A 19,860-nucleotide genomic window follows, 5' to 3' on the forward strand; every position below is an offset into this window, starting at 1 on the left:
GAGCCTACTCACGCTATTGACATCTGTTGAGCCTGTGAAACGATCGAAAGGTTGCATGCAGAAATTTATGTAGGGGTGCGGACCCTTTCTTGTGCACGCGTAACAGCGAAGAAAAATGGCCGTGCGCCTTGCTGCGCACTCAGTGAGGAGTAACTACTTATGGATTGGCGCCACAAGGCGGTCTGTCGCGACGAGGACCCGGAGCTGTTCTTCCCGGTTGGGAACAGCGGCCCGGCGCTCGCGCAGATCGCTGACGCGAAACTGGTCTGCAATCGGTGCTCGGTGACCACGGAATGCCTTTCCTGGGCGCTGAACACCGGCCAGGACTCGGGCGTCTGGGGGGGCATGAGCGAAGACGAGCGGCGCGCTCTCAAGCGTCGCAACGCCCGGACGAAGGCCCGCAGCGGAGTCTGACCCAGATCGCTAACAGTGCGGCCCCGACGATCGTCGGGGCCGCACTGTTGCGTAGGCACGTAGCTACAACAGCAACCGGGTCCGTCGGCCGATCGGCACGCGCAGCACCACGTCGGTGCCGCGCGCGGCGGCGTGCCGCATCCCCAGCGTGCCGTCCAGTTCCGCCGACACCAGGGTCCGCACGATCTGCAGGCCGAGGCTGTCGGAGTTCTCCAGGCTGAATCCCTCCGGCAGTCCGCGCCCGTCGTCGTGCACGACGACGTCGAGCCAGCGGGCCGAACGCTCGGCGCGAATGGTCACCGAGCCCTCCTGGGCCGCCGGATCGAAGGCGTGCTCGATCGCGTTCTGGACGAGTTCGGTGATCACCATGATCAGGGCCGTCGCCCGGTCGGAGTCCAGCACGCCGAGGTCGCCGACCCGGTTGATCCGGATCGGCCGGTCCACCGACGCCACGTCGTTCATGATCGGCAGGATGCGGTCGATAACCTCGTCGAGGTTCACCTGCTCGTCCACCGACATCGACAGCGCGTCGTGCACCAACGCGATCGACGACACGCGACGCACCGACTCGATCAGCGCCTCCCGCCCCTCGGCGTTGGCGGTGCGCCGCGCCTGCAGGCGCAGCAGCGCCGCCACCGTTTGCAGGTTGTTTTTCACCCGGTGGTGGATCTCGCGGATGGTGGCGTCCTTGGAGATCAGGGCCCGGTCGCGGCGCTTGACCTCGGTGATGTCGCGGATCAGCACCGCGGCCCCGGCGCTGGCGCCGTGGACCACCAGCGGCAGCGTTCGCAGCAACACCGTGGCGCCGCCGGCGTCGACCTCCATCCGCATGCTGCGCCCGCCGGCCAGCAGGTCGCGCACGTGCTCGGCCACTTCCTGCGCCTCGAACGGGTCGGAGATCAGCGGCCGCGTCACGTCGACCAGATGGTGCCCCTCCAGCTCCGACGTGAGGCCCATCCGGTGGTAGGCCGACAACGCGTTGGGGCTGGCGTAGGCGACGACGCCGTCGACGTCGAGGCGGATGAAGCCGTCGCCCGCCCGCGGGGTGGAGCGCGACATGACGACGTCCCCGACGTCGGGGAAGGTGCCCTCGGCGAGCATGTGCACGAGGTCGGTGGCGCAGTCGCGGTAGGCGGTCTCCAGCTGACCGGGGGTGCGGTCGGCCGCTTCGGCGGTCTGATGCCGCGTCACCACCGCCACCACGTGTCCGCCATAGCGCACCGGGGACGACTCGACGTGGAGGCCGGGCAGCTGCCACGAATGTTGTTGGCCCGCATCGCTTTCCCGCGGGGCTGTGCCGGGCTCGAACGTCTCGTCGACGAGCGGCAGCCGGTCGGCGGCGACGACGGTACCCACCGCATCGGTCTGCAGAACCGTGGGCGCGGTGTTCGGGCGGCACTGCGCCACGCACACCAGCACGCCGTCGTCGCGCCGAACCCACATCAGGTAGTCGGCGAAGGACAGGTCGGCCAGCAGCTGCCATTCCCCCACCACGGCGTGCAGGTGGTCCACCGCGTTGCCCGGCAGCATCGTGTGCTCGGCAAGCAGGTCACCGAGAGTGGACATCCAATCCTTAGCTGATCACGGCGATGAGGTCCCCCGCCTGGATGACGTCGCCCACCGCCACACTCACCTTGCTGACCGTGCCGTCGACCTCGGCCAGGACGGGGATCTCCATCTTCATCGACTCCAGCAGCACCACGATGTCGCCCTTGCCGATCTGGTCACCCTCGTTGACGACAACCTCGAGCACGCTGGCCACGATTTCGGCGCGAACATCCTCCGCCATCTTCACCCCACTCGTCCGCATGCTGGCTGCTGGTGCATCAAGGTCATGTATATCGAACCACAGGACCCGTCGGGACCGCGGGACGCGGGGCGTTACGCCGCATGGGCCCGGCCGTGAGACACTGTGAGGCAAGCCAACGGGCGTCGAGCGCCCGTTTTTGACGAACCCATCAGCGACGAAGAAATCACGGAGGATGACGATGGCCAAGCGTGGCCGGAAGAAGCGCGACCGCAAGTACAGCAAGGCCAACCACGGTAAGCGGCCCAATTCCTAGTCGAAATTCCCGGCCCAACTCCGGGCTAGGCGCTACTCGCCCCCGCGGATGATCGTGGTCCGGCGGATCTCCAGCCGGAGGCGTTCCTTGAGGCCCTCCGGGGCCTTCTCGCCGGTGCATTTCGTCGCGATGAGGGCCTTGAGCCGCTCCTCGATCCCGTAGTGCTGGAAGCAGCCGGGGCACGCCTCGAGATGCTGGCGCAGCCGCTCCTTGGCCTCCGGGGTGCACTCACCGTCGAGCAGGGTCCATACCTCGGCGATCACCTCGGCACAGCCGATGCCGTGGGAGTGGCTGTCGTCGGCGCGCGGGTCGCTGGGACGACCGGCGGACTCGCTCATGACGACACCTCCTCGTGCGCCTGCTGGCCGCGGTTGAAACCGCGCTCCTTGGCCACGTCGGCCAGGAGGCCCCGCAGCTGACGTCTGCCGCGGTGCAGCCGTGACATTACCGTCCCGATCGGCGTGTCCATGATCTCGGCGATCTCCTTGTACGGAAATCCCTCGACGTCGGCATAGTAGACGGCCATCCGGAAATCCTCCGGCAACGCCTGCAGCGCCTCTTTGATCTCGTTGTCGGGCAGCGACTCGAGCGCCTCGACCTCCGCCGAGCGCAACCCCGTCGAGGAGTGTTCGGCGTTGGACGCCAGCTGCCAGTCGGTGATCTCCTCGGTCGGGTATTCAGCCGGTTGCCGCTGCCTCTTGCGGTAGCTGTTGATGTAGGTGTTGGTCAGGATCCGGTACAACCACGCCTTGAGGTTGGTGCCGGCCCGAAACGAGCGGAACCCCGCGTAGGCCTTCACCATCGTCTCCTGCAGCAGGTCCTCCGCGTCGGCGGGGTTGCGCGTCATGCGCAGCGCGCCGCCGTACAGCTGGTCGAGCAGGGGAATCGCGTCGCGCTCGAAACGCGCGGTGAGTTCCTCATCGGTTTCGGTCGGTGGTGCCGGTTCGGGAGCTTCTGAATCCCTTGCGCCGTCGGTATCGGCCATCTTGGTTAACACGGTCCCTTCTGCAGCGGTGTCGCCAAGCGGCACCGGAAGCGCCGCCGGACGCTCAAGCAGGCACGTCGCCGTTGGCACCAGACTGCTCCTCCCAATCTAAAGGCTGCCCCCGATAGTGTCTGTCCTAGCCCGCCGGTGGCCGCCGCATCTGCATCAGAAACCGACTTGTTTAACAGCGTGCGTCGGCCGGCTATTTCCGGGCCGAATCCGGCCGGTTCGGCCGTGACGTTAATGTGACGCCATGTCCCTGAATGGCAAGACCATGTTCATCTCCGGCGCCAGTCGCGGCATCGGGCTGGCGATCGCCAAACGCGCCGCACAGGACGGCGCCAACATCGCGCTGATCGCCAAGACCGCCGAGCCGCACCCGAAGCTGCCGGGCACGGTGTTCACCGCCGCGAAGGAACTCGAGGAGGCCGGCGGGCAGGCCCTGCCGATCGTCGGGGACGTCCGTGACCCGGACTCGGTCGAGTCCGCGGTGGCCAAAACCGTCGAGCAATTCGGCGGCATCGACATCTGCGTCAACAACGCGTCGGCGATCAACCTGGGCTCCATCACAGAAGTGCCGATGAAGCGGTTCGACCTGATGAACGGCATCCAGGTGCGCGGCACGTACGCGGTGTCGCAGGCCTGCATCCCCCATTTGAAGGGCCGGGAGAACCCGCACATCCTGACGCTCTCGCCGCCGGTGCTGCTCGGCAAGGAGTGGCTGAAGCCGACCGCCTACATGATGGCCAAGTTCGGAATGACGTTGTGCGCGTTGGGAATTGCCGAGGAGATGCGCGAGGAGGGCATCGCGTCGAACACGTTGTGGCCGCGCACGTTGGTGGCGACGGCCGCGGTGCAGAACCTGCTCGGCGGCGACGAGGCCATGGGCCGGGCCCGCAAACCCGAGGTCTACTCCGACGCGGCCTACGTCATCCTCAACAAGCCGGCCCGCGAGTACACCGGCAACACGCTGCTGTGCGAGGACGTGCTGGTGGAGTCCGGCGTCACCGACCTGTCCGGGTACGACTGCATCCCGGGTTCGAAGCTCGGCGTCGACTTCTGGGTGGACGGCGTCAACCCGCCGGGGTACACCGGGCCGTAATCGTGATCGCAAGCGCGGCGGAGCCGGGCGCAGCGGGTCACGACCATCGGAAGGGCGTGGGCGGCGCGGCCACACCGGGCATCGCGGCGCTGGTCCGGGCGGGCGTGGCGCACCAAGTCGTCAAGTTCTCCCACGATCCCCGGGGGCCGTCGTTCGGCCTCGAGGCGGTGCACGCGCTGAGCGGGGCCGGCGTGGCGCCGGACCAGATCTACAAGACCCTGGTCATCGCGGTGCCCGACGGCCTGGCGGTCGCCGTGCTGCCGGCGCCGGCCCGGCTGTCGCTGAAGGCGGCCGCCGCCGCGCTCGGGGTCGCCAAGGCAACCATGGCCCAACCGGCGGCCGCCGAGCGGGCCACCGGGTACGTCGTCGGCGCCATTTCGCCGTTCGGGCAGCGCCGGTCGCTGCCGACGGTCGTCGACGCCGGCGCGCTCGCCTGGGAGCGGATCCACTGCAGCGCGGGTCGGCGCGGCTGGGACGTCGCGGTGGCACCCCGGGATCTGGTCCGGCTGACGGGCGCGGTCACCGCGGACATCTGGGCCTAGCGGTTCCTAGGCGCGTTCGACCGGCTGCCGCAAGAAGTCCTCGATGACGGGCGCCAGCTCGGTCGCATTGTGCACGATGTCGATGTGCCCGCCCGAATGCAGGTGCAGCGCCGAGTGGGGCAGCAGCGCGTGCAGGATGCGGGCATTGACCACCGGGATGATCGGGTCATCGGTGCCCGCGACGATCAACGTCTCCTGCCGCACCGCGGGCAGCGCGAACAGGCTGGTCCACACCGAGCCCGCGAGCAGTTGGTGCAGGTACCCCACCTTCGATCCGGCGTGCAACTGCCGCACGAACAGCCGCGCCACGTCTTCACCGTGGGCGCGCACGGTGCCGCCGTAGAGATCGCCGGCGATGGCCGCCGCGTAGTCGGGATCCGAAAACCGGTGCGGGGTGATCATTTTCGCTAACACCGACGGGCGGGCGGGCACCATGAGAACGCCGGTACCGGTCGCCACCAGCACCATGCGCCGGCAGCGGCGCGGATTCTGGAAAGCGAACTGTTGGGCCAGCGCGCCGCCCCAGGACAGCCCCAGGATGTCCACCACGCCGATGTCCAGCTTGGACAGCACCCTGCCCAAAACCCAGGCCAGGTAGGGAAACCCGTACGGCAGCGGGGACGTCGGCGATCCCCCGGTACCCGGCACGTCGAACCTGACCACCGTGGTCCGCAGCTGCTCGACCAGCGGATCGAGCACCTCCAGACTGGCCCCGATGCCGTTGCACAGCACCAGCGGCACGCCCGCTCCCCGGCGGATGTTGACCCGGATTCGCTGCCCGCCCGCGCTCAGATAACGCTGCTCCCCCACCGTGCTCGGCTGTACCACCCGCAGGCGCCTCTGTTGCGCGCTACGCTTCACTCACTTCTCCATCACATAACCGCCGGGTGCTGGGCCGAGGGGCGGAAGGCCTTCGCCGCCAAGCGCTTTGGGCGCAAGGACCTGCGGTCCGCTGCGCTCGGCGAGCCAATTCGTGTAGTCCGGCCACCACGAGTCGGTCGAATGCTGCGACGAGTCCAGCCACTGTTGCGGATCCTCGGCGTCGACGGGGCCGGTCCGGAACGAAGCCTTCGGGTTGCCCGGCGGATTGACCAGGGCCGCGATGTGACCGCTGGTGGACAGCACGTAGCGGTTGTCCTTGCTACCGAGCAGCCGGGCGCTGCGATAGGTGGCCTGCCACGGGGAGATGTGGTCGGCGACGCCGCCGACGACGTACGCGTCGGCGGTGACCTGCCCCAGGTCGACCGGGCTGCCCAGCATGCTGAGCGCGCCGGGGGTGACCAGGGCGTTGCGCTGCGCCATCAAGATCATGTCGCGGTGCAAGGCGGCGGTCATCCGGGTGGTGTCGGCATTCCAGAACAACACGTCGAACGCCGCCGGCTTTCGGCCCTGCACGTAGTTGTTCACCCAGTACCGCCAGACCAGGTCGGTGGGCCGCAGCCACGCGAACATCTCCGCCATGTCGCGCCCGTCCAGGTAGCCCTTGCGGCCCGAAACCCGGATCGCGGCCTGGGCCGCACGGTCGCTCATGACGGCGGCCGCGAACCCGGCCCGGGTCTCGTCCAGGACGGTGACCGACAGGTTCAGGCCGGCAACCCGGTCGCCCTCGCCGATGGCGGCCAGGTGCGCCGCCGTCATCGCGGCCAGGATGCCGCCCGAGCAGGTGGCGAACAGGTGGGTGCTGTCGGTCCCGGCGATCTTCTGCACGGCGTCCATGGCCTCGACGATCGCACCGCCATAGGCGTCGAAGCCCCAATCCCGGTGCCGCTTCTGCGGATTGCGCCACGAAATCGCGAACACCTGCTGGCCCTGCTGGACGAAGTACTCGATGATGCTGCGTCCCGGCGCGATGTCCATGATGTAGAACTTGTTGATCACCGGCGGCACCATCAGCAACGGGATCGCGTTCACCTTCGGTGTCTGCGGGGCGTATTGGATCAACTCGAACACCGAGGTCCGCAGCACGACCGCGCCCTTGGTGACGGCCAGCGTCTCGCCCACCACGAAGGCGTCAGGCTCCACCATCGCGGGAACCCGCGGCTTCGAAAGCATGTCCCGGGCAAAGGCTTTCAGGCCCCGGACGGCGCTCAGCCCGCCGGTGTCGATCATCGCCTTCCACCCGAGCGGGCTGATCAGCGGGTTATTGCTGGGCGCCAGACCCTCGACCAGGTTGTCGAGGACGAATTGCATCCGCTGCCGGTCGCGCCAACCCAGCTCGGCGTCGCCGAGCAGCCCTTCGGCGGCCTCGCTGGCCGCGAGATACGCCTGCATGATCCGGTGCAGCAGCGGATTGTCCTGCCAGGCGGTGTCACCGAAGCGCTTGTCGGCGCGGGCCGGCGCGCGGTGCGAATTGCCCGCCGCGATGGCGCCCAGTTCGCGGGTGAGGGCGGCGGCCCGGCCGGCCACCACGCCGGGGCGCTGGGCGATATTGGCGCCGAAGCGCGCCCAGGTGGCGTCCGGCATCATCCGGCCCGCAAACGGTTTGGTGGCGCTGCTCAGCAGCAGGTCCAACGGTGCGGCGAGCTCGTCGGCTTTGGCGGTTTGGGTGACCATGGTTATCGCGTGCTTTCGGTTGTCGGAACGGTGATTTCGCGTTTGAGGACCTTGCCGGTGGGCCCCTTGGGCAGGGCGTCGACGAGCCAGACCCGGCGCGGGTACTTGTAGGCGGCCACCCGCGCCTTGACGTACTCGACCAGCTCGCCGGGCGTCGCGGCCGCGCCCGGCTTGAGGGCGACGGCGGCGCCGACCTCCTCGCCGAGCGAGTCGTGCGGGACGCCGACGACGGCGGCTTCGGCCACCGCCGGATGCTCGTAGAGCACCTCCTCGATTTCCCGGGGATAGACGTTGTACCCGCCGCGGATGATCAGGTCCTTGGTCCGGTCGACGATGTAGAAGTAGCCGTCGGAGTCGACGCGACCGATGTCACCGGTGTTCAGCCAGCCCTCGGGCGTGATGGTGGCCGCGGTGGCGTCCGGCAGGTTCCAGTAGCCCTTCATCACGTTGTGACCGCGGATCTGGAGCTCGCCCGCCTGCCCCTGCGGCACCTCGACGCCGTCGAGGTCGACCACCCGCATCTGCACACCCTCGATCGGGGTGCCGATCGAGCCGGCCTTGCGCGGCCGGTTCGGGTGATTGAACGCCGCCACCGGAGAGCTTTCGGAGAGCCCATACCCCTCGAGAACCGCGCAGCCGAAAGCCTTTTCGAAGTCGGTGAGCACCTGGACCGGCAGGGCCGCGCCGCCGGACACGCAGATCCGCAGGCTCCGCGCCGCCCGCGGCGCGGCATCGCGGGCCACACCCAGCAGCGCCGAATACATCGTCGGCACCCCCTGGAAGACCGTGACGGCGTCGCGCTCGATCACCTCGAGCGCCTTGCGCGGGTCGAACCGCGGGATCAGCGTCAGCGTCGCACCGGCGAGGACGGAAGCGTTGAGGCCACAGGTCAGGCCGAAGACGTGAAACAGCGGCAGGCAGCCCATCACCACGTCGTCGGGCCCGGTCTCGATCAGGGTGCGGACGCTGACCTCGGCGTTGCGCCGGAGGCTGCCGTGGGTGAGCATGGCACCCTTGGGCTTGCCGGTGGTTCCGGAGGTATGCAGGATGACCGCGACGTCTTCGTCGTCGCACGGTACCGGCTGGCCGTGGGCGGGCAGGCCGGCGATCAGGTCGGCCAGCGCGGCGTCGTCGACGAGCCAGCATTGCGCCCCGGTTTCCGCCGCCCCGGCGGTGGCCTCCTGCGCGAAGGCCGGCGTCGCAAACAGGGCCTTGGCGCCGCTGTTGGACAGGTAGTAGGCGACCTCCCGGCCCTTCAGCAGCGGGTTCATCGGGACCGCGACGGCGCCGCGATAGACGATGCCGTAGAAGACGATGGCGAACGCGGGCGTGTTGGGCAGCATTACGCCCACCCGGTCGCCCGGCTCGATGCCCGCCCGCTCCAGCAGCGTCGCGACCCGGCCCGCCGCGGCGTCGAACTCGGCGTAGGTGAGCCGCAGGTCGTCACAGCGCAGCGCCACGCGTTCGGGGTGACGATTCCTCGCCGCGGCGAGATCGGCGCTCAGAGCGGTCATGCGGGTGCCTCCGGGACGTGCTTGTGCTACGTACTCCAAGCGTGATCCCGGCTACCCGCGGCCACAATGTCCGCCGAAACAACGGCGCGCCCCGTTCGGTGTGAGCGGTCACATTCGGCGGCGGCGGGGCATAAGGTTTGCGGTATGGGCGTGGCCTCGACGAATCGCGGCGTCCGGCATGGTGCGGCGGCGGACGCGCACGTCGTCGAGCTGAGCAAGCTGATGATGTCCCGCGCCCCGCAACTGGGACGAACGATGGCGGACCTGCTCTGCCGCGACATCGACGCGTACCGCGACGGCACCGTCGTCACCAAGGATCAGGTCGCCGAAAGCTGCGCGGCCAACGTGACGTTCATCTTCGACTCGCTCACCGGCGGCGCGGAAGTCGACGTCTCGCCCGCCGAACGCACCGGCACCCAGCGTGCGGTGGCCGGGGTGCCGCTGCCGGCGGTGATGACCGCCTACCGCATCGGCTTTCGGTTCATGTGGGAGGAGACCATCGCGGTCGCCCGTGCCGCGGGCATTCCCACCGACGCCATCCTGGACGCCACCGCGCGAATCTTCTTCGCCCAGGAGACCTTTACCCAGGCGATGGCCAGTGCCTACCGCCAGCAGCTGACGGCGCAGATCATCGAGCGCGAGGAAGAGCGGTCGGCGTTGGTCGAGGCGCTGCTGGCGCACCGGATCACCGACAAGCAAAGCCTCTGGGAGGCAGCGGATCTGCTGCGACTACCGACATCGGGGCCCTACGCCGTGGTGGCGGCCGAGCTGCCGGCGATCGGGCGGCTGGGCCTGCCGGCGATCGAAAACAAGCTGTCCGCGCGGGACATTCGGTCCGCGTGGCGGCTGCTGCCCGACCTGCAGGTGGGCATCGTTCACCTGCGCGGGCCGGAGATGATCGACGCCCTGGTCGAGGTGCTCCGCCACGCCGCGACGGCGCGGGTCGGCATCAGCCCGACGTTTCGCGATCTGGCCGCAACCAGCGACGGATTGCGATTGGCCAGGGTCGCGGTCACCGGCAAGCCCACCGGCGACTCGCTGGTTTCCCTTTTCGACGACACCCCGCTCGCCGTCGCGGCGGTCAGCGCGCCGGAGGCGATGGCGAAGATCAGGTCGCAGGTGCTCTCGCGCCTCGACGAACTGCCCGCCGAGGAGCGCACCACCCTGCTGGACACGTTCCGGGCGTGGGTGGAGGCGGGCGGCTCGGCCAACGGCACCGCGGCGGAGATCTTCTGCCATCCCAACACGGTGCGGCACCGGCTGCGCCGCATTGAGGAGCTGACCGCTCGATCCCTCTCGCGGCCAAGAGATCTCGCCGAGCTGTGCCTGGCGTTCGAGGTGGAGCGGCGGCTGCCCTAGCCGGCGGCCCCGACGGCCTGCGCTACGCGCTTCGCGCGGCCGCGGACCTGGAAGGCCGAGATGATGTCCATGACACCGATGACGATCAGCCACCAGCCGGCCACCAGGGTCAGGATCGCGATCGAGCGCAGCGGCGAGACAATCAGCACGGCGCCGCCGATCACGATGATCAAGCCGGACAGCGCCTGCCAGCCGCGGCCGGGCAGGTGGTCCAAGGACAACGCGGCGGCGAACAGCGTCATCCCGCGGAACAGCCAGCTGATGCCGATCCAGATGGCCAACAGCGTGACCGCCTCGAATTCTTCGCGGAAGCAGAAGAACCCGAGGACCAGCGAAACAATGCCGGTGATGAACGTCAGCACCCGCATTGCGGCGCCGGCGTGCGTGCCGAAGGCGGCAAACACGTATCCGATTCCGGTGACCACCAGGTAGATGCCGAACAGGACACCCGCCACGAACAGTGTCTTGCCCGGCCAGAGCAGCACGATGACGCCCAGCGCCACCGCGGCGACACCGATGAGCAGAAGCAGCTGCCACGCGCTGCGAGCAAGCTGCCGTAGTGGACCTTCAAACACGGTCTGATCGGTATTTGTCATGACAATATGATTCGCCATTGCAATCGCAAAGAAAATGACTTTGGCGACACAATTCGGTATCGCGCAATGGGTCATCGGCTAAACACTTTTGTCGTCCGAAGACAACGACTCTCGGCAGGTTCGTCGTTCCGCGCCATCGCCGCGCCCGGGCGGCCCCGCTAGGTTCTGCGACGCATCGATGAATCGATCGTCGCCGGATCCAATTCGCAACCGGCACAACCGATATTCCGCTCAGCGGGGAAGGGCAGGCCGGAAATGTTTGATTCCTTGGTGGTGATCATGACCTACGTCACGGCCGTTTTCATGCCGGTCCTGATCCCGGCGACCGTCCATGCGGCCCACTTCGTTCGCGAGCGGCACCCGGCCCACCGGCCGCTCAGGGCGGCCGTGCGGGTGAGCCCGCCGCGGGCCGTGGCGTCCCGGCGTGCCGTCCCGGCTGTCTGCTGACGCGCGCACCCGCTCATTTCGGCGGCAGCACCGCGCTGCCGTACCAATGACAGGCCAGCAACGCCACCTCGACGTCGAGACGGTCGGCGCCGATCTCCCGGCCACGGCGGGCGACGGCGCGGCCCACCCGGTACTTGACCGAGTTCGCGTGCATGTTGAGTTCCTCGGCGGCCACCTTGTAGCTCGAACCGCAGCCCAAGAAGACCCGCAACGTCTTCCGTAGCCGCGCGTCGTTCTCGCTCGCGAGGTCGCCAAGCACGGTGATCACCCAGTCCCGGGTCGCGGCCACGTCGCCGCCCAGGCGCGCGACGATGGACAGCCCGGGGTCGCCGGCGGCGATCACCGTCGGAGCCGCAGCATCCGGGCGCCCGGCGACGATCGCGACGCCGCGGGCCTCGAGCGCCTCCCGGTGCGACCGGCGAAAGCCGTCGGCGCCGGCGTGCAACGTCCCGATCGCCAGGTCCGGCGCATCCGGGCGGGTGAGCGCGAAGCGCCGGGCCTTGTCGACGACGTCCGCGGCGTCGGCGACGGCGGCCCGGAAGGGCAGCCATCCCCACGCGCAGCTCTGGTCGGCGGGCACGAAAAGGGGCGCGGCATCGGCGCCGACCGCGTCGGCCAGGTCGCGCAGAAACCGTTGCAGCCGGCCGAGTTCGTCCCCCGCGCCGCCCTGCTCCGGGTACCACGTCACCAGCCCCAGGTGGTGCCACCGCAGCGGATAGCGGATCGCCGTGGTGGCCGCATCGGCGTCAATCGCCTTGCCGGCGGCCAAAACCTCGCGCACCCGCAGCGCCCGCAGGCTGTTCTGGTTCTCCAGCCAGCGTTCGCGTTCGTCCTCATAGACCGCGACGACCTGCTGCGACATCCAGTCGATGTAGCCGAACATCGCGGCGCTCATCGCCTCGATCACCGATACCCGCATCCCGTCCGGGATTTCGACGCCGCGCAGTTCGGCAAAGATCAGCTCGTTCATCCGGCGCTGACCGAGCCGGTAGGCACGCACCAGCGCGTTGACCGGCACCCCGTGCTGCGCGAGACGACGGGCGTATTCCAGCGCCGCGGTGGGCGCCTCGACGCGCTCGACGGCGATGTCGTAGCGCAGGGCGTGCAGCATGGTGTCGACGTTTCCCTCGACGCTGGCACCAAGCAGCTCCATGATCCGCGCCTCCCGGGGAAGATCCGGGATCTGCGCCTCGAGGGCGCGATGAATCTCCGACGTCACGTCGGCCAGCCTGGCGTGCAGTCGCCCGGCGACCTCGGCGACGCATCCCCGCACCCCGGCCCCGGCGTCCAGGGCGTCGAGCTGCGATTTCTTCACCCCAATGACGTTAGACGCCGACGTTGTCTCCTGGCGATAACTCCGGCTCGCGGCTTTGTCGCTCCGCGACTGTGTCGCGCCGCACACCGGACCTAGCGTTGTCGCCACGCTTACTCCCGACGCCCGAAGGAGCGAAGGAAATGGGATTCACACAACCGGTTCTCGCCGCGGTCGACCCGGACACCTTCTTGCAGAAGCCGCTCATGGAGCGGATGCGCATCCTCGCCCTCGACTGGGGCGAAAAGGGCTTCGGCTCACCGAAAATGGTGCACACCATCTACGTCGTGAAGCTGGTCGTGTTCTTCGCGATCGGCGGCATCACCGTCGCGACGGCGACGTCGGGGCTGCCCGCCTTCTGGCACGTGTCCGAGTGGTGGAACCAGCCCATCGTCTACCAGAAGGTGATCCTGTGGACGGTGCTGTTGGAGGCGATCGGCGTGGCCGGCTCCTGGGGTCCGCTGGCCGGCAAGGTCAAGCCGATGACCGGCGGCATCCTGTTCTGGGCCCGGCCCGGCACCATCCGGCTGCGACCGTGGAAGTGGGTGCCGTTCACCGCAGGTGACCGGCGGACCTGGTTCGACATCGGGGTGTACCTGGCGCTGTTGGCCAGCCTGGCCGTCGCGCTGCTGTCGCCGGGGGCGCACAGCGACTCGCTGTCGAAGGCGTTGCCGCACAACACCTCCGGGCTCGTGAACCCCGCACTGCTCGTCGCGCCGATCGCGCTGCTGGTGCTCATCGGCCTGCGGGACAAGATCATCTTCCTGGCCGCCCGTGGCGAGCAGTACCTGCCGGCGATGTTCTTCTTCGCCGCGCTTCCGTTCGTCAACATGATCATCGCGTGCAAGATGCTGATCGTCGTCGTGTGGGTCGGCGCCGGCTTCTCGAAGTTCGGTAAGCACTTCTCCAACGTCATCCCGCCGATGGTCAGCAACACGATATTCGCGCCCAAATCGGTGCGGCGGGCGCACTACCGCGACTTCGGGCGCGACATGCGGCCGTCGCGATTCGCGGATTTCATGGCACACGTCAACGGCACCACGGTGGAAATCATCGCCCCCCTGATCCTGTTCTTCTCGACGAGCAGGTGGCTGACGCTGGCCGCGGCGCTGCTGATGGTGGGGTTCCACCTGTTCATCATTTCGACGTTCCCGCTGGCGGTGCCGCTGGAATGGAACGCCGTCTTCGCCTACAGCGCGGTCTTTTTGTTCCTGGGCTTCCCGAACTGGACCGGGTACGCCCCGTGGAACATGACACCGACGTACCTGGCCCTGGTGATCGCCGCCGCCCTGCTGTTCTACCCGGCGCTGGGCAACCTGCGGCCCGACAAGGTGTCGTTCCTGCCCGCGATGCGGCAGTACGCGGGCAACTGGGCCTCGGCGGTGTGGACCTTCGCGCCCGGTGCCGAGCGGAAGCTCAACGCGGTCACCCGCACCGCGTCCAACCAGATCGACCAGTTCGTCGCGGCCGGCTACGAACCCGCGTGGGCCGAAATCACCCTGCAGAAGACGATCGCCTGGCGCAGCATGCACAGCCAGGGACGCGGCCTGTTCTCGCTGCTGTTGACGCACCTGCCCGACGTCGACACGCGCACCGTGCGCGAGGGTGAGTTCGTGTGCAATTCCCTGATCGGTTTCAACTTCGGCGACGGGCACCTGCACAATGAAGACTTGATCAAGGCCATGCAGAGCCAAGCCGCGTTTGAGCCGGGCGAGTGCGTCATCGCCTGGGTGGAGTCCGAGGCCTTCGGCAGCGGCGTTCAGCACTACCAGCTGGTCGACGCCGCGCTCGGGGTCATCGAACGCGGGACCTGGAAGGTGGCCGACGCCGTGGCCGAGCAGCCCTGGCTGCCCAACGGCCCCATCCCGACGCAGGTCAGCTGGTCGCTGCTCGGAGCCATGGCATGAGCACCGCGCTGGTGGTGGGCGGCGGACCCAACGGCCTGGCCGCCGCCGTCTGCCTGGCCGCCGAGGGCGTGCAGGTCACCGTGCTCGAGGCCGCCGACGAGGTGGGCGGCGGCGCGCGCAGCTCCGAGGCGATCGTCCCCGGCCTGCTGCACGACCACTGCTCGGCGATCCACCCGATGGCCGTCGGCTCGCCGTTCCTGGGCCGCTTCGACCTGCGGCGGTACGGCCTGACCTGGCGCTGGCCGGAGGTCGACTGCGTGCACCCCCTCGACGGCGGCGGCGCCGGCGTGCTGCATCGCTCGGTGGACGAGACCGCGGCCGGTCTCGGGCGCGACGGGTCGCGGTGGCGGCTGGCGTTCGGCTACGCGGCCCGCCGGTTCGACGCCTTGAGCGACGACATCATGGGGCCGCTGCTGCGGCTGCCGGATCATCCGCTGATGCTGGCCCGGTTCGGTGTGCCCACCTTGCTTCCCGGGTCGACATTCGCGCGGCTGTTTCGCACCGACGAGGGCCGGGCGTTGTTCGGAGGTGTTGCGGCACATGCCTTCCGGCCGTTGCATTATCCGATGACGTCCGCGATCGGGATGGGCATCATCGCCGCGGGCCACCGGCACGGCTGGGCGGTGGCCGAAGGGGGATCGCAGTCGATCACCAACGCGATGGTGGCGCTGCTGACCGACCTCGGCGGCAAGATCGAGACCGGCGTGCCGGTCAGAGCGGCCGCCCAGCTGCCGCCCGCGGACGTCACGATGTTCGACCTGGCGCCCGGCGCGGTCGCCGGGATCCTGGGAGATCGCCTGCCGCGCCATGTTTCCCGGGCCTTCAGGAGGTTTCGCCGCGGCCCCGGCGCCTTCAAGGTCGACTTCGCCGTCGAGGGCGGCGTGCCCTGGGCGAACCCGCATGCGCACCGGGCCGGCACCGTCCACCTGGCCGGGACCTACGCCGAACTGGCCGCGACCGAGCGCGAGGTCCATGCCGGGCGCATGCCCGAGCGGCCTTTCGTGCTGGTCGGTCAGCAGTATCTGGCCGATCCGCAACGCTCGGTGGGCGATACGCATCCGGTGTGGACCTACGCCCACGTCCCCAACGGATACACCGGCGACGCCACCGCGGCGATCGTCGCCCAAATCGAGCGGTTCGCGCCCGGCTTCGCCGAACGCGTGGTCGGCAAGGCGGTTCGTTCGACGGCGCAGCTGGCCACCTACAACCCCAACTACGACGGCGGCGACATCATGACCGGCGCCAAGGACATCCGCCAGCTCACCTTCGGACCGCGAATTACGTTATCCCCCTACAGCATCGGCGTGCCCGGCATGTACATCTGCTCTGCCGCCACCCCGCCGGGGCCGGGAGCCCACGGCATGTGCGGCGCCAACGCCGCCCGGCTGGCGCTGGCCGAGCTGGGCCGGGCGTAACAAGGCCTTGTGCGAGTGTAGTCAAATGACTACACTCGCACTACCGCGTGGTTACACGCAGCACCACAGGAGGATTGGATCGACATGAAGCGATTCGTCGCCGCCAGCGCGCTGGCTCTCGCGGGGTTGATGACCACCGGCGTAGGCGTCAGCGCGGCGGACACCATTCAGACCGAGGGCAGCTACCCCACCCGGGAAGCCTGTCAGGACGCCGGCCCGGGCGTGAAGGCGTCGACGCCGGGGAACTGGAACAACTTCTGGTGCGTCCCGGACCGCACGGCTGCCGGCCAGTGGCGCCTGGTGCTCAGCAACTGAGCGCGACGTCAATACGTGTAGAAGCCCTCGCCCGTCTTGACACCGAGTTTGCCGGCGTCGACATGGCTCTGCAACAACTCGCGCACGTGTTCGGGTAGGTGCGGGAACTCCTCGGCGTAGTGGTTTTCGATGTCCAGCACCACATCGAGGCCGACGAGGTCCATCATCTGAAACGGCCCGGCCGGCACGCCCCAGTTGACCTTGAACATCCCGTCGACGTCCTCCGGGCGGGCGACGCCCTCGGCGACCACGGCCAGCGACTCACGTTTGATGGCCGCCCAGATCCGATTGAAGATGAAGCCGGTCGATTCCTTGCGCGCCTCGAAGGGATGGACGCCGAACTCGGGCAGCACCCTCAGCAGCGTGTCGAGCAGCCCGCGGTCGGTCTGTCCGTCGGACATCAGGTCGACGGCGTTGGCCTCGGGCGGCATGTAGAAGTGCGTGTTGCACAATCGCGTCTTGTCCCGCACCGCGTCGGCCATCAGGCGCGAGGGGTACGACGACGAATTGGTGCCGAAGATGGTGCCGGGCGGCGCCGCCCGGTCGATCTGGTCCCACGTCGCTTTTTTGATCTCGAGCTTCTCCGGGACGGATTCGACGACGAGCCAGGCGTCGTCCAACGCCTCTTCCAGCGATCCCGCGCCGATCGCACCACCCACGTCACCAAAATCCCGCTGCGCCAACACCTTCGGCAGCGTCTCCATCACGTACCGGATCGCCGAGTTACGCTGTTCGGCACGGGGCGCGAAGATCCGCACGGTTCCCCCGCGGCTGGCGAACATCAGCGCTATGCGGCGGCCCAGCGTTCCCGCCCCGATCACCGCGACCGGGCGGTTCTCGATGTCCTCGAACGTGTAGGAGTACGTGCCAGTCACACTCGGATCCTAAGTCGCAGCCGTACGCAAAGATCCGTCGCCCGACCACAAAGACGCCCCGAATCTTGTCCCACGCAGACAGATTCAAATCACTTGGGCCACTTTGGTTTCACTGGTCCCACTGATTCGCGAGTGTTGCACCACGCAGGCGGGTCGAAATCACTTGGGCCACTGTGGTTTCACCGGTCTCAGGGCGGCCGTTTTTGTCGGACCCCTTGGTTAGTTTGGCGGTATGGCTGGCAATGGTGTGGATCGCGAGGCGCTGGCCGCCGCGCTTGACGCACTGGATGCCGCGTTGGATGAGGTGGCCCGCTTCGATTGCCAGGCGTTGACAACTCCCGAGCACCTGCGGTTGTTGGGACGCGTGGAGCGCTGGCGCCGGCGACTGCCGGCCGTGGAGCATCCGTTGATCAACGCGCTGCGCCGCCAGGCCACCCCGGCGGAGTTGGGCGGCAAGCTCGAGCACGCGATCGCCGAGGCCACCCTGATCAGCTACCGCGAGGCCTCGAGGCGCCTCGGCGAGGCCGCCGATCTGGGGCCGCGCCACGGCCTGACCGGCGAACCGATGGCGCCGGTGTTGCGGGCGTGCGCTGCCGCGCAACGCCAGGGCACGTTGGGCTCAGGCCACGTCGGGGTGATCCGCACGTTCTTCAAGCAACTGCCCGGCTGGATCGACGCGGCCACCCGCGAACAAGTCGAATCCCTGCTGGCCACCCAGGGCACCCAGTTTCGGCCCGAACAACTCAGCGCATTCGCCAAAGTGCTCGCCGACTGCCTCAACCCCGACGGCACCTACACCGACGAGGATCGCGCCCGGGCCCGCTCGCTGACGCTGGGCCCCCAACAAGCCGACGGCATGTCCGAGCTGCGCGCGATGCTCACCCCCGAACTGCGCGCCACCCTGGAAGCCGTGCTGGCCAAACTGGGCGCCCCCGGCATGTGCAACCCCGACGACGACACCCCCTGCATCGACGGCACACCCTCCCAAGCCGCCATCGACAACGACACCCGCCGCCAGGCCCAACGCCAACACGACGCGCTGACCACCGCGCTGCGCGCCCTGTTGATGTCGGGGAAACTGGGCCAACGCAACGGGCTGCCCACCTCGATCATCATCACCACCACCCTGGCCGAACTCGAAGCCGCCGCCGGCAAGGGCCTCACCGGCGGGGGCACCCTGTTGCCGATGAGCGACGTCATCCGCCAGGCCCGCCACGCCCGGCACTACCTAGCCATCTTCGATAAGGGCAAGGCGCTGGCGCTCTATCACACCAAACGGGTGGCCTCCCCGGCCCAACGACTCGTGCTCTACGCCAAAGAGCGCGGCTGCAGCGCCCCGGGCTGCACCGTGCCCGGCTACTACTGCGAAGTCCACCACGTCATCGGCTACGCCGCATGCCGCGAAACCGACATCAACAACCTCACCCTGGGCTGCGGCACCCAACACCGCATCATCCAACCCGGCGGCTGGAGCACCCGCAAAAACGCCCGCGGGGAAACCGAATGGATCCCGCCACCCCACCTCGACCGCGGCCAACCCCGCACCAACACCTACTGGCACCCCGAAAAACTCCTCCACACCGACAACGGCGAAGGCGAGGACGAGGGCGAGAGTCCAGGCGCGGCATAGCGATCCGCGCTACAGCAGCTTCATCTGCTCCGATTGCTCTTCGACCGGTGCGAGCAGCTCCGGCCCGTTGTTGCGCACGTTGTTGACCAGGGTCGACACCTCGCGCATCCGGATGCCGTGCACGTCGGGCGCGCGGGCGAGCAGCTCTTCATCGACCGGCGCGTCGGGGTTCAGCCAGCGGTCCCAGTCCCGTTCCGGCACCACCAACGGCATCCGGTCGTGGATCTCGGCGAGCTCCCCGGGGGCGTCGGTGGTGATGATCGTGCAACTCAGCAGCGGGGCGGCGTCCTTCTGGTCTTTGGGCTTCCACACCGACCACAGCCCGGCCATGAACAGCGGCTCGCCGTCCTCGCGGTACATGAAGAACGGCGTCTTGCGGGACTTCTTGCCGTCGCGGTCGGGATTGACGCGCCATTCGTAATAGCCGTCCATCGGTATCAGGCAGCGCTTGGACTTGGCGCTCGACCGGAAGGCGGGCGAGCTGGTGACCTTCTCGGCGCGGGCGTTGATCAGCAGCGGGCCCTTGCCCTCCGGCGCCCCGTCGGCGCCGGCCTTGGCCCAGGGCGGGATCAGGCCCCAGCGCATGAGCCGGACGCGGCGGGTGGGGTCGTCGTCGGGCTCGGTATGCCGGGTGACGACGGTCGCGATGGTCGCCGTCGGCGCGACGTTGAAGTTCGGCGCATCGGCGTTGGGGACGGTGCCGGTCGCCTCGTCGATCGCCTTGATCTTCTCCGCCAGCTTCGCCGGATCCGTGGTCACCGCAAACCGCCCGCACATAACCCCCATAGTGGCAGAGCCACACACTGCTATTGGTTGCCGAACGCGGCAACA

At 68.5% G+C, this 19,860-nt stretch carries 21 protein-coding genes; 10 read left to right on the plus strand and 11 right to left on the minus strand.

Features of this window, described 5'->3' with window-relative positions:
• The first annotated feature begins 159 nt into the window (after nt 1-159).
• Nucleotides 160-414, plus strand: a complete 255-nt coding sequence (whiB1, locus tag MTAB308_RS09835) for a transcriptional regulator WhiB1 (protein ID WP_066962223.1) — start codon at nt 160-162, stop codon at nt 412-414.
• A 63-nt stretch (nt 415-477) separates the two neighbouring features.
• Here whiB1 and MTAB308_RS09840 read toward each other — a convergent pair whose 3' ends face one another.
• Entirely contained in the window at nt 478-1,980 is a 1,503-nt protein-coding gene (locus MTAB308_RS09840; protein ID WP_077099281.1) for a sensor histidine kinase, read from the minus strand.
• A 7-nt stretch (nt 1,981-1,987) separates the two neighbouring features.
• Nucleotides 1,988-2,203, minus strand: coding sequence for a biotin/lipoyl-binding carrier protein (locus tag MTAB308_RS09845; RefSeq protein WP_066908359.1), 216 nt, complete (start codon nt 2,201-2,203; stop codon nt 1,988-1,990).
• Nucleotides 2,204-2,402: 199 nt separating this feature from the next.
• Between MTAB308_RS09845 and MTAB308_RS30580 the strand changes: the two genes are divergently transcribed.
• Nucleotides 2,403-2,477 (plus strand): 50S ribosomal protein bL37, encoded by a 75-nt coding sequence (locus MTAB308_RS30580; protein ID WP_003416889.1) that lies wholly within the window; start codon nt 2,403-2,405, stop codon nt 2,475-2,477.
• A 32-nt stretch (nt 2,478-2,509) separates the two neighbouring features.
• Here the strand turns inward: MTAB308_RS30580 and rsrA are convergent, their stop codons facing one another.
• Both rsrA and MTAB308_RS09860 read right to left on the minus strand, forming a co-directional pair.
• The gene (gene rsrA, locus MTAB308_RS09855) at nt 2,510-2,815 is read right to left on the minus strand and encodes a mycothiol system anti-sigma-R factor (RefSeq protein WP_077099282.1); all 306 of its coding nucleotides are present in this window, start codon (nt 2,813-2,815) and stop codon (nt 2,510-2,512) included.
• Entirely contained in the window at nt 2,812-3,462 is a 651-nt protein-coding gene (locus tag MTAB308_RS09860) for a sigma-70 family RNA polymerase sigma factor (RefSeq protein WP_173842147.1), read from the minus strand. The genes rsrA and MTAB308_RS09860 overlap by 4 nt, the downstream gene beginning before the upstream one ends.
• Before the next feature lie 253 nt (nt 3,463-3,715).
• Between MTAB308_RS09860 and MTAB308_RS09865 the strand changes: the two genes are divergently transcribed.
• Together MTAB308_RS09865 and MTAB308_RS09870 are read left to right on the plus strand one after the other, a co-directional pair.
• Nucleotides 3,716-4,564, plus strand: a complete 849-nt coding sequence (locus tag MTAB308_RS09865; protein WP_077099284.1) for an SDR family oxidoreductase — start codon at nt 3,716-3,718, stop codon at nt 4,562-4,564.
• 56 nt (nt 4,565-4,620) lie between these two features.
• Nucleotides 4,621-5,106 carry a YbaK/EbsC family protein gene (locus MTAB308_RS09870; RefSeq protein WP_077100099.1) on the plus strand — a complete coding sequence of 162 codons (486 nt, stop codon included), beginning with the start codon at nt 4,621-4,623 and terminating at the stop codon, nt 5,104-5,106.
• A gap of 6 nt (nt 5,107-5,112) precedes the next feature.
• Here the strand turns inward: MTAB308_RS09870 and MTAB308_RS09875 are convergent, their stop codons facing one another.
• The 3 genes from MTAB308_RS09875 to MTAB308_RS09885 are packed head-to-tail and all read right to left on the minus strand — an operon-like array spanning nt 5,113 to nt 9,173.
• A complete protein-coding gene (locus MTAB308_RS09875; protein WP_245831358.1) occupies nt 5,113-5,934 on the minus strand; it encodes an alpha/beta fold hydrolase in 822 nt (273 codons plus the stop codon).
• 33 nt (nt 5,935-5,967) lie between these two features.
• Complete coding sequence (locus MTAB308_RS09880) at nt 5,968-7,659, minus strand: PHA/PHB synthase family protein (RefSeq protein ID WP_077099285.1); 1,692 nt, start codon at nt 7,657-7,659, stop codon at nt 5,968-5,970.
• Nucleotides 7,660-7,661: 2 nt separating this feature from the next.
• Complete coding sequence (locus MTAB308_RS09885) at nt 7,662-9,173, minus strand: long-chain-fatty-acid--CoA ligase (RefSeq protein ID WP_077099286.1); 1,512 nt, start codon at nt 9,171-9,173, stop codon at nt 7,662-7,664.
• Nucleotides 9,174-9,317: 144 nt separating this feature from the next.
• Here MTAB308_RS09885 and MTAB308_RS09890 point away from each other — a divergent pair, with 144 nt between their 5' ends.
• Nucleotides 9,318-10,532: a PucR family transcriptional regulator gene (locus MTAB308_RS09890; protein WP_083746492.1), complete on the plus strand. Its 1,215-nt coding sequence runs from the start codon at nt 9,318-9,320 to the stop codon at nt 10,530-10,532.
• On the opposite strand, the gene MTAB308_RS09895 is transcribed toward MTAB308_RS09890, so the two are convergent.
• Nucleotides 10,529-11,128, minus strand: a complete 600-nt coding sequence (locus MTAB308_RS09895; RefSeq protein WP_077099287.1) for an HdeD family acid-resistance protein — start codon at nt 11,126-11,128, stop codon at nt 10,529-10,531. The two genes, MTAB308_RS09890 and MTAB308_RS09895, sit on opposite strands and share 4 nt — an antisense overlap.
• A 255-nt stretch (nt 11,129-11,383) precedes the next feature.
• On the opposite strand from MTAB308_RS09895, the gene MTAB308_RS09900 reads away from it, so the two are divergent.
• Nucleotides 11,384-11,575, plus strand: coding sequence for a hypothetical protein (locus MTAB308_RS09900; RefSeq protein WP_077099288.1), 192 nt, complete (start codon nt 11,384-11,386; stop codon nt 11,573-11,575).
• A gap of 13 nt (nt 11,576-11,588) precedes the next feature.
• On the opposite strand, the gene MTAB308_RS09905 is transcribed toward MTAB308_RS09900, so the two are convergent.
• On the minus strand, nt 11,589-12,890 hold the full coding sequence (locus tag MTAB308_RS09905) for an RsbRD N-terminal domain-containing protein (protein ID WP_245831360.1): 1,302 nt from the start codon (nt 12,888-12,890) through the stop codon (nt 11,589-11,591).
• Nucleotides 12,891-13,030: 140 nt separating this feature from the next.
• Here MTAB308_RS09905 and MTAB308_RS09910 point away from each other — a divergent pair, with 140 nt between their 5' ends.
• From MTAB308_RS09910 to MTAB308_RS09920, 3 genes are all read left to right on the plus strand, one after another.
• Nucleotides 13,031-14,794 (plus strand): DUF3556 domain-containing protein, encoded by a 1,764-nt coding sequence (locus MTAB308_RS09910; protein WP_077099289.1) that lies wholly within the window; start codon nt 13,031-13,033, stop codon nt 14,792-14,794.
• Complete coding sequence (locus MTAB308_RS09915; RefSeq protein ID WP_077099290.1) at nt 14,791-16,209, plus strand: phytoene desaturase family protein; 1,419 nt, start codon at nt 14,791-14,793, stop codon at nt 16,207-16,209. The genes MTAB308_RS09910 and MTAB308_RS09915 overlap by 4 nt, the downstream gene beginning before the upstream one ends.
• Nucleotides 16,210-16,293: 84 nt before the next feature.
• Nucleotides 16,294-16,524: a hypothetical protein gene (locus MTAB308_RS09920; RefSeq protein ID WP_108637259.1), complete on the plus strand. Its 231-nt coding sequence runs from the start codon at nt 16,294-16,296 to the stop codon at nt 16,522-16,524.
• Between the two features lie 8 nt (nt 16,525-16,532).
• Here the strand turns inward: MTAB308_RS09920 and MTAB308_RS09925 are convergent, their stop codons facing one another.
• On the minus strand, nt 16,533-17,399 hold the full coding sequence (locus MTAB308_RS09925; protein WP_077099292.1) for a 3-hydroxyacyl-CoA dehydrogenase family protein: 867 nt from the start codon (nt 17,397-17,399) through the stop codon (nt 16,533-16,535).
• A 232-nt stretch (nt 17,400-17,631) separates the two neighbouring features.
• On the opposite strand from MTAB308_RS09925, the gene MTAB308_RS09930 reads away from it, so the two are divergent.
• Nucleotides 17,632-19,029, plus strand: coding sequence for an HNH endonuclease signature motif containing protein (locus MTAB308_RS09930; RefSeq protein ID WP_077099293.1), 1,398 nt, complete (start codon nt 17,632-17,634; stop codon nt 19,027-19,029).
• Between the two features lie 9 nt (nt 19,030-19,038).
• Here MTAB308_RS09930 and MTAB308_RS09935 read toward each other — a convergent pair whose 3' ends face one another.
• Nucleotides 19,039-19,806 carry an SOS response-associated peptidase gene (locus MTAB308_RS09935; protein WP_077099294.1) on the minus strand — a complete coding sequence of 256 codons (768 nt, stop codon included), beginning with the start codon at nt 19,804-19,806 and terminating at the stop codon, nt 19,039-19,041.
• Nucleotides 19,807-19,860: the final 54 nt, after the last annotated feature.

The organism is Mycobacterium terramassiliense (assembly GCF_900157385.1).
GTDB classification, from domain to species: Bacteria; Actinomycetota; Actinomycetes; order Mycobacteriales; family Mycobacteriaceae; genus Mycobacterium; species Mycobacterium terramassiliense.

Bases quoted from the DNA above. Each gene is read 5' to 3' on its own strand.
- whiB1 (WP_066962223.1), top strand. From the start codon at position 160: ATGGATTGGCGCCACAAGGCGGTCTGTCGCGACGAGGACCCGGAGCTG.
- MTAB308_RS09840 (WP_077099281.1), bottom strand. From the start codon at position 1,980: ATGTCCACTCTCGGTGACCTGCTTGCCGAGCACACGATGCTGCCGGGC.
- MTAB308_RS09845 (WP_066908359.1), bottom strand. From the start codon at position 2,203: ATGGCGGAGGATGTTCGCGCCGAAATCGTGGCCAGCGTGCTCGAGGTT.
- rsrA (WP_077099282.1), bottom strand. From the start codon at position 2,815: ATGAGCGAGTCCGCCGGTCGTCCCAGCGACCCGCGCGCCGACGACAGC.
- MTAB308_RS09860 (WP_173842147.1), bottom strand. From the start codon at position 3,462: ATGGCCGATACCGACGGCGCAAGGGATTCAGAAGCTCCCGAACCGGCA.
- MTAB308_RS09865 (WP_077099284.1), top strand. From the start codon at position 3,716: ATGTCCCTGAATGGCAAGACCATGTTCATCTCCGGCGCCAGTCGCGGC.
- MTAB308_RS09880 (WP_077099285.1), bottom strand. From the start codon at position 7,659: ATGGTCACCCAAACCGCCAAAGCCGACGAGCTCGCCGCACCGTTGGAC.
- MTAB308_RS09885 (WP_077099286.1), bottom strand. From the start codon at position 9,173: ATGACCGCTCTGAGCGCCGATCTCGCCGCGGCGAGGAATCGTCACCCC.
- MTAB308_RS09890 (WP_083746492.1), top strand. From the start codon at position 9,318: ATGGGCGTGGCCTCGACGAATCGCGGCGTCCGGCATGGTGCGGCGGCG.
- MTAB308_RS09895 (WP_077099287.1), bottom strand. From the start codon at position 11,128: ATGACAAATACCGATCAGACCGTGTTTGAAGGTCCACTACGGCAGCTT.
- MTAB308_RS09900 (WP_077099288.1), top strand. From the start codon at position 11,384: ATGTTTGATTCCTTGGTGGTGATCATGACCTACGTCACGGCCGTTTTC.
- MTAB308_RS09910 (WP_077099289.1), top strand. From the start codon at position 13,031: ATGGGATTCACACAACCGGTTCTCGCCGCGGTCGACCCGGACACCTTC.
- MTAB308_RS09915 (WP_077099290.1), top strand. From the start codon at position 14,791: ATGAGCACCGCGCTGGTGGTGGGCGGCGGACCCAACGGCCTGGCCGCC.
- MTAB308_RS09920 (WP_108637259.1), top strand. From the start codon at position 16,294: ATGAAGCGATTCGTCGCCGCCAGCGCGCTGGCTCTCGCGGGGTTGATG.
- MTAB308_RS09930 (WP_077099293.1), top strand. From the start codon at position 17,632: ATGGCTGGCAATGGTGTGGATCGCGAGGCGCTGGCCGCCGCGCTTGAC.
- MTAB308_RS09935 (WP_077099294.1), bottom strand. From the start codon at position 19,806: ATGTGCGGGCGGTTTGCGGTGACCACGGATCCGGCGAAGCTGGCGGAG.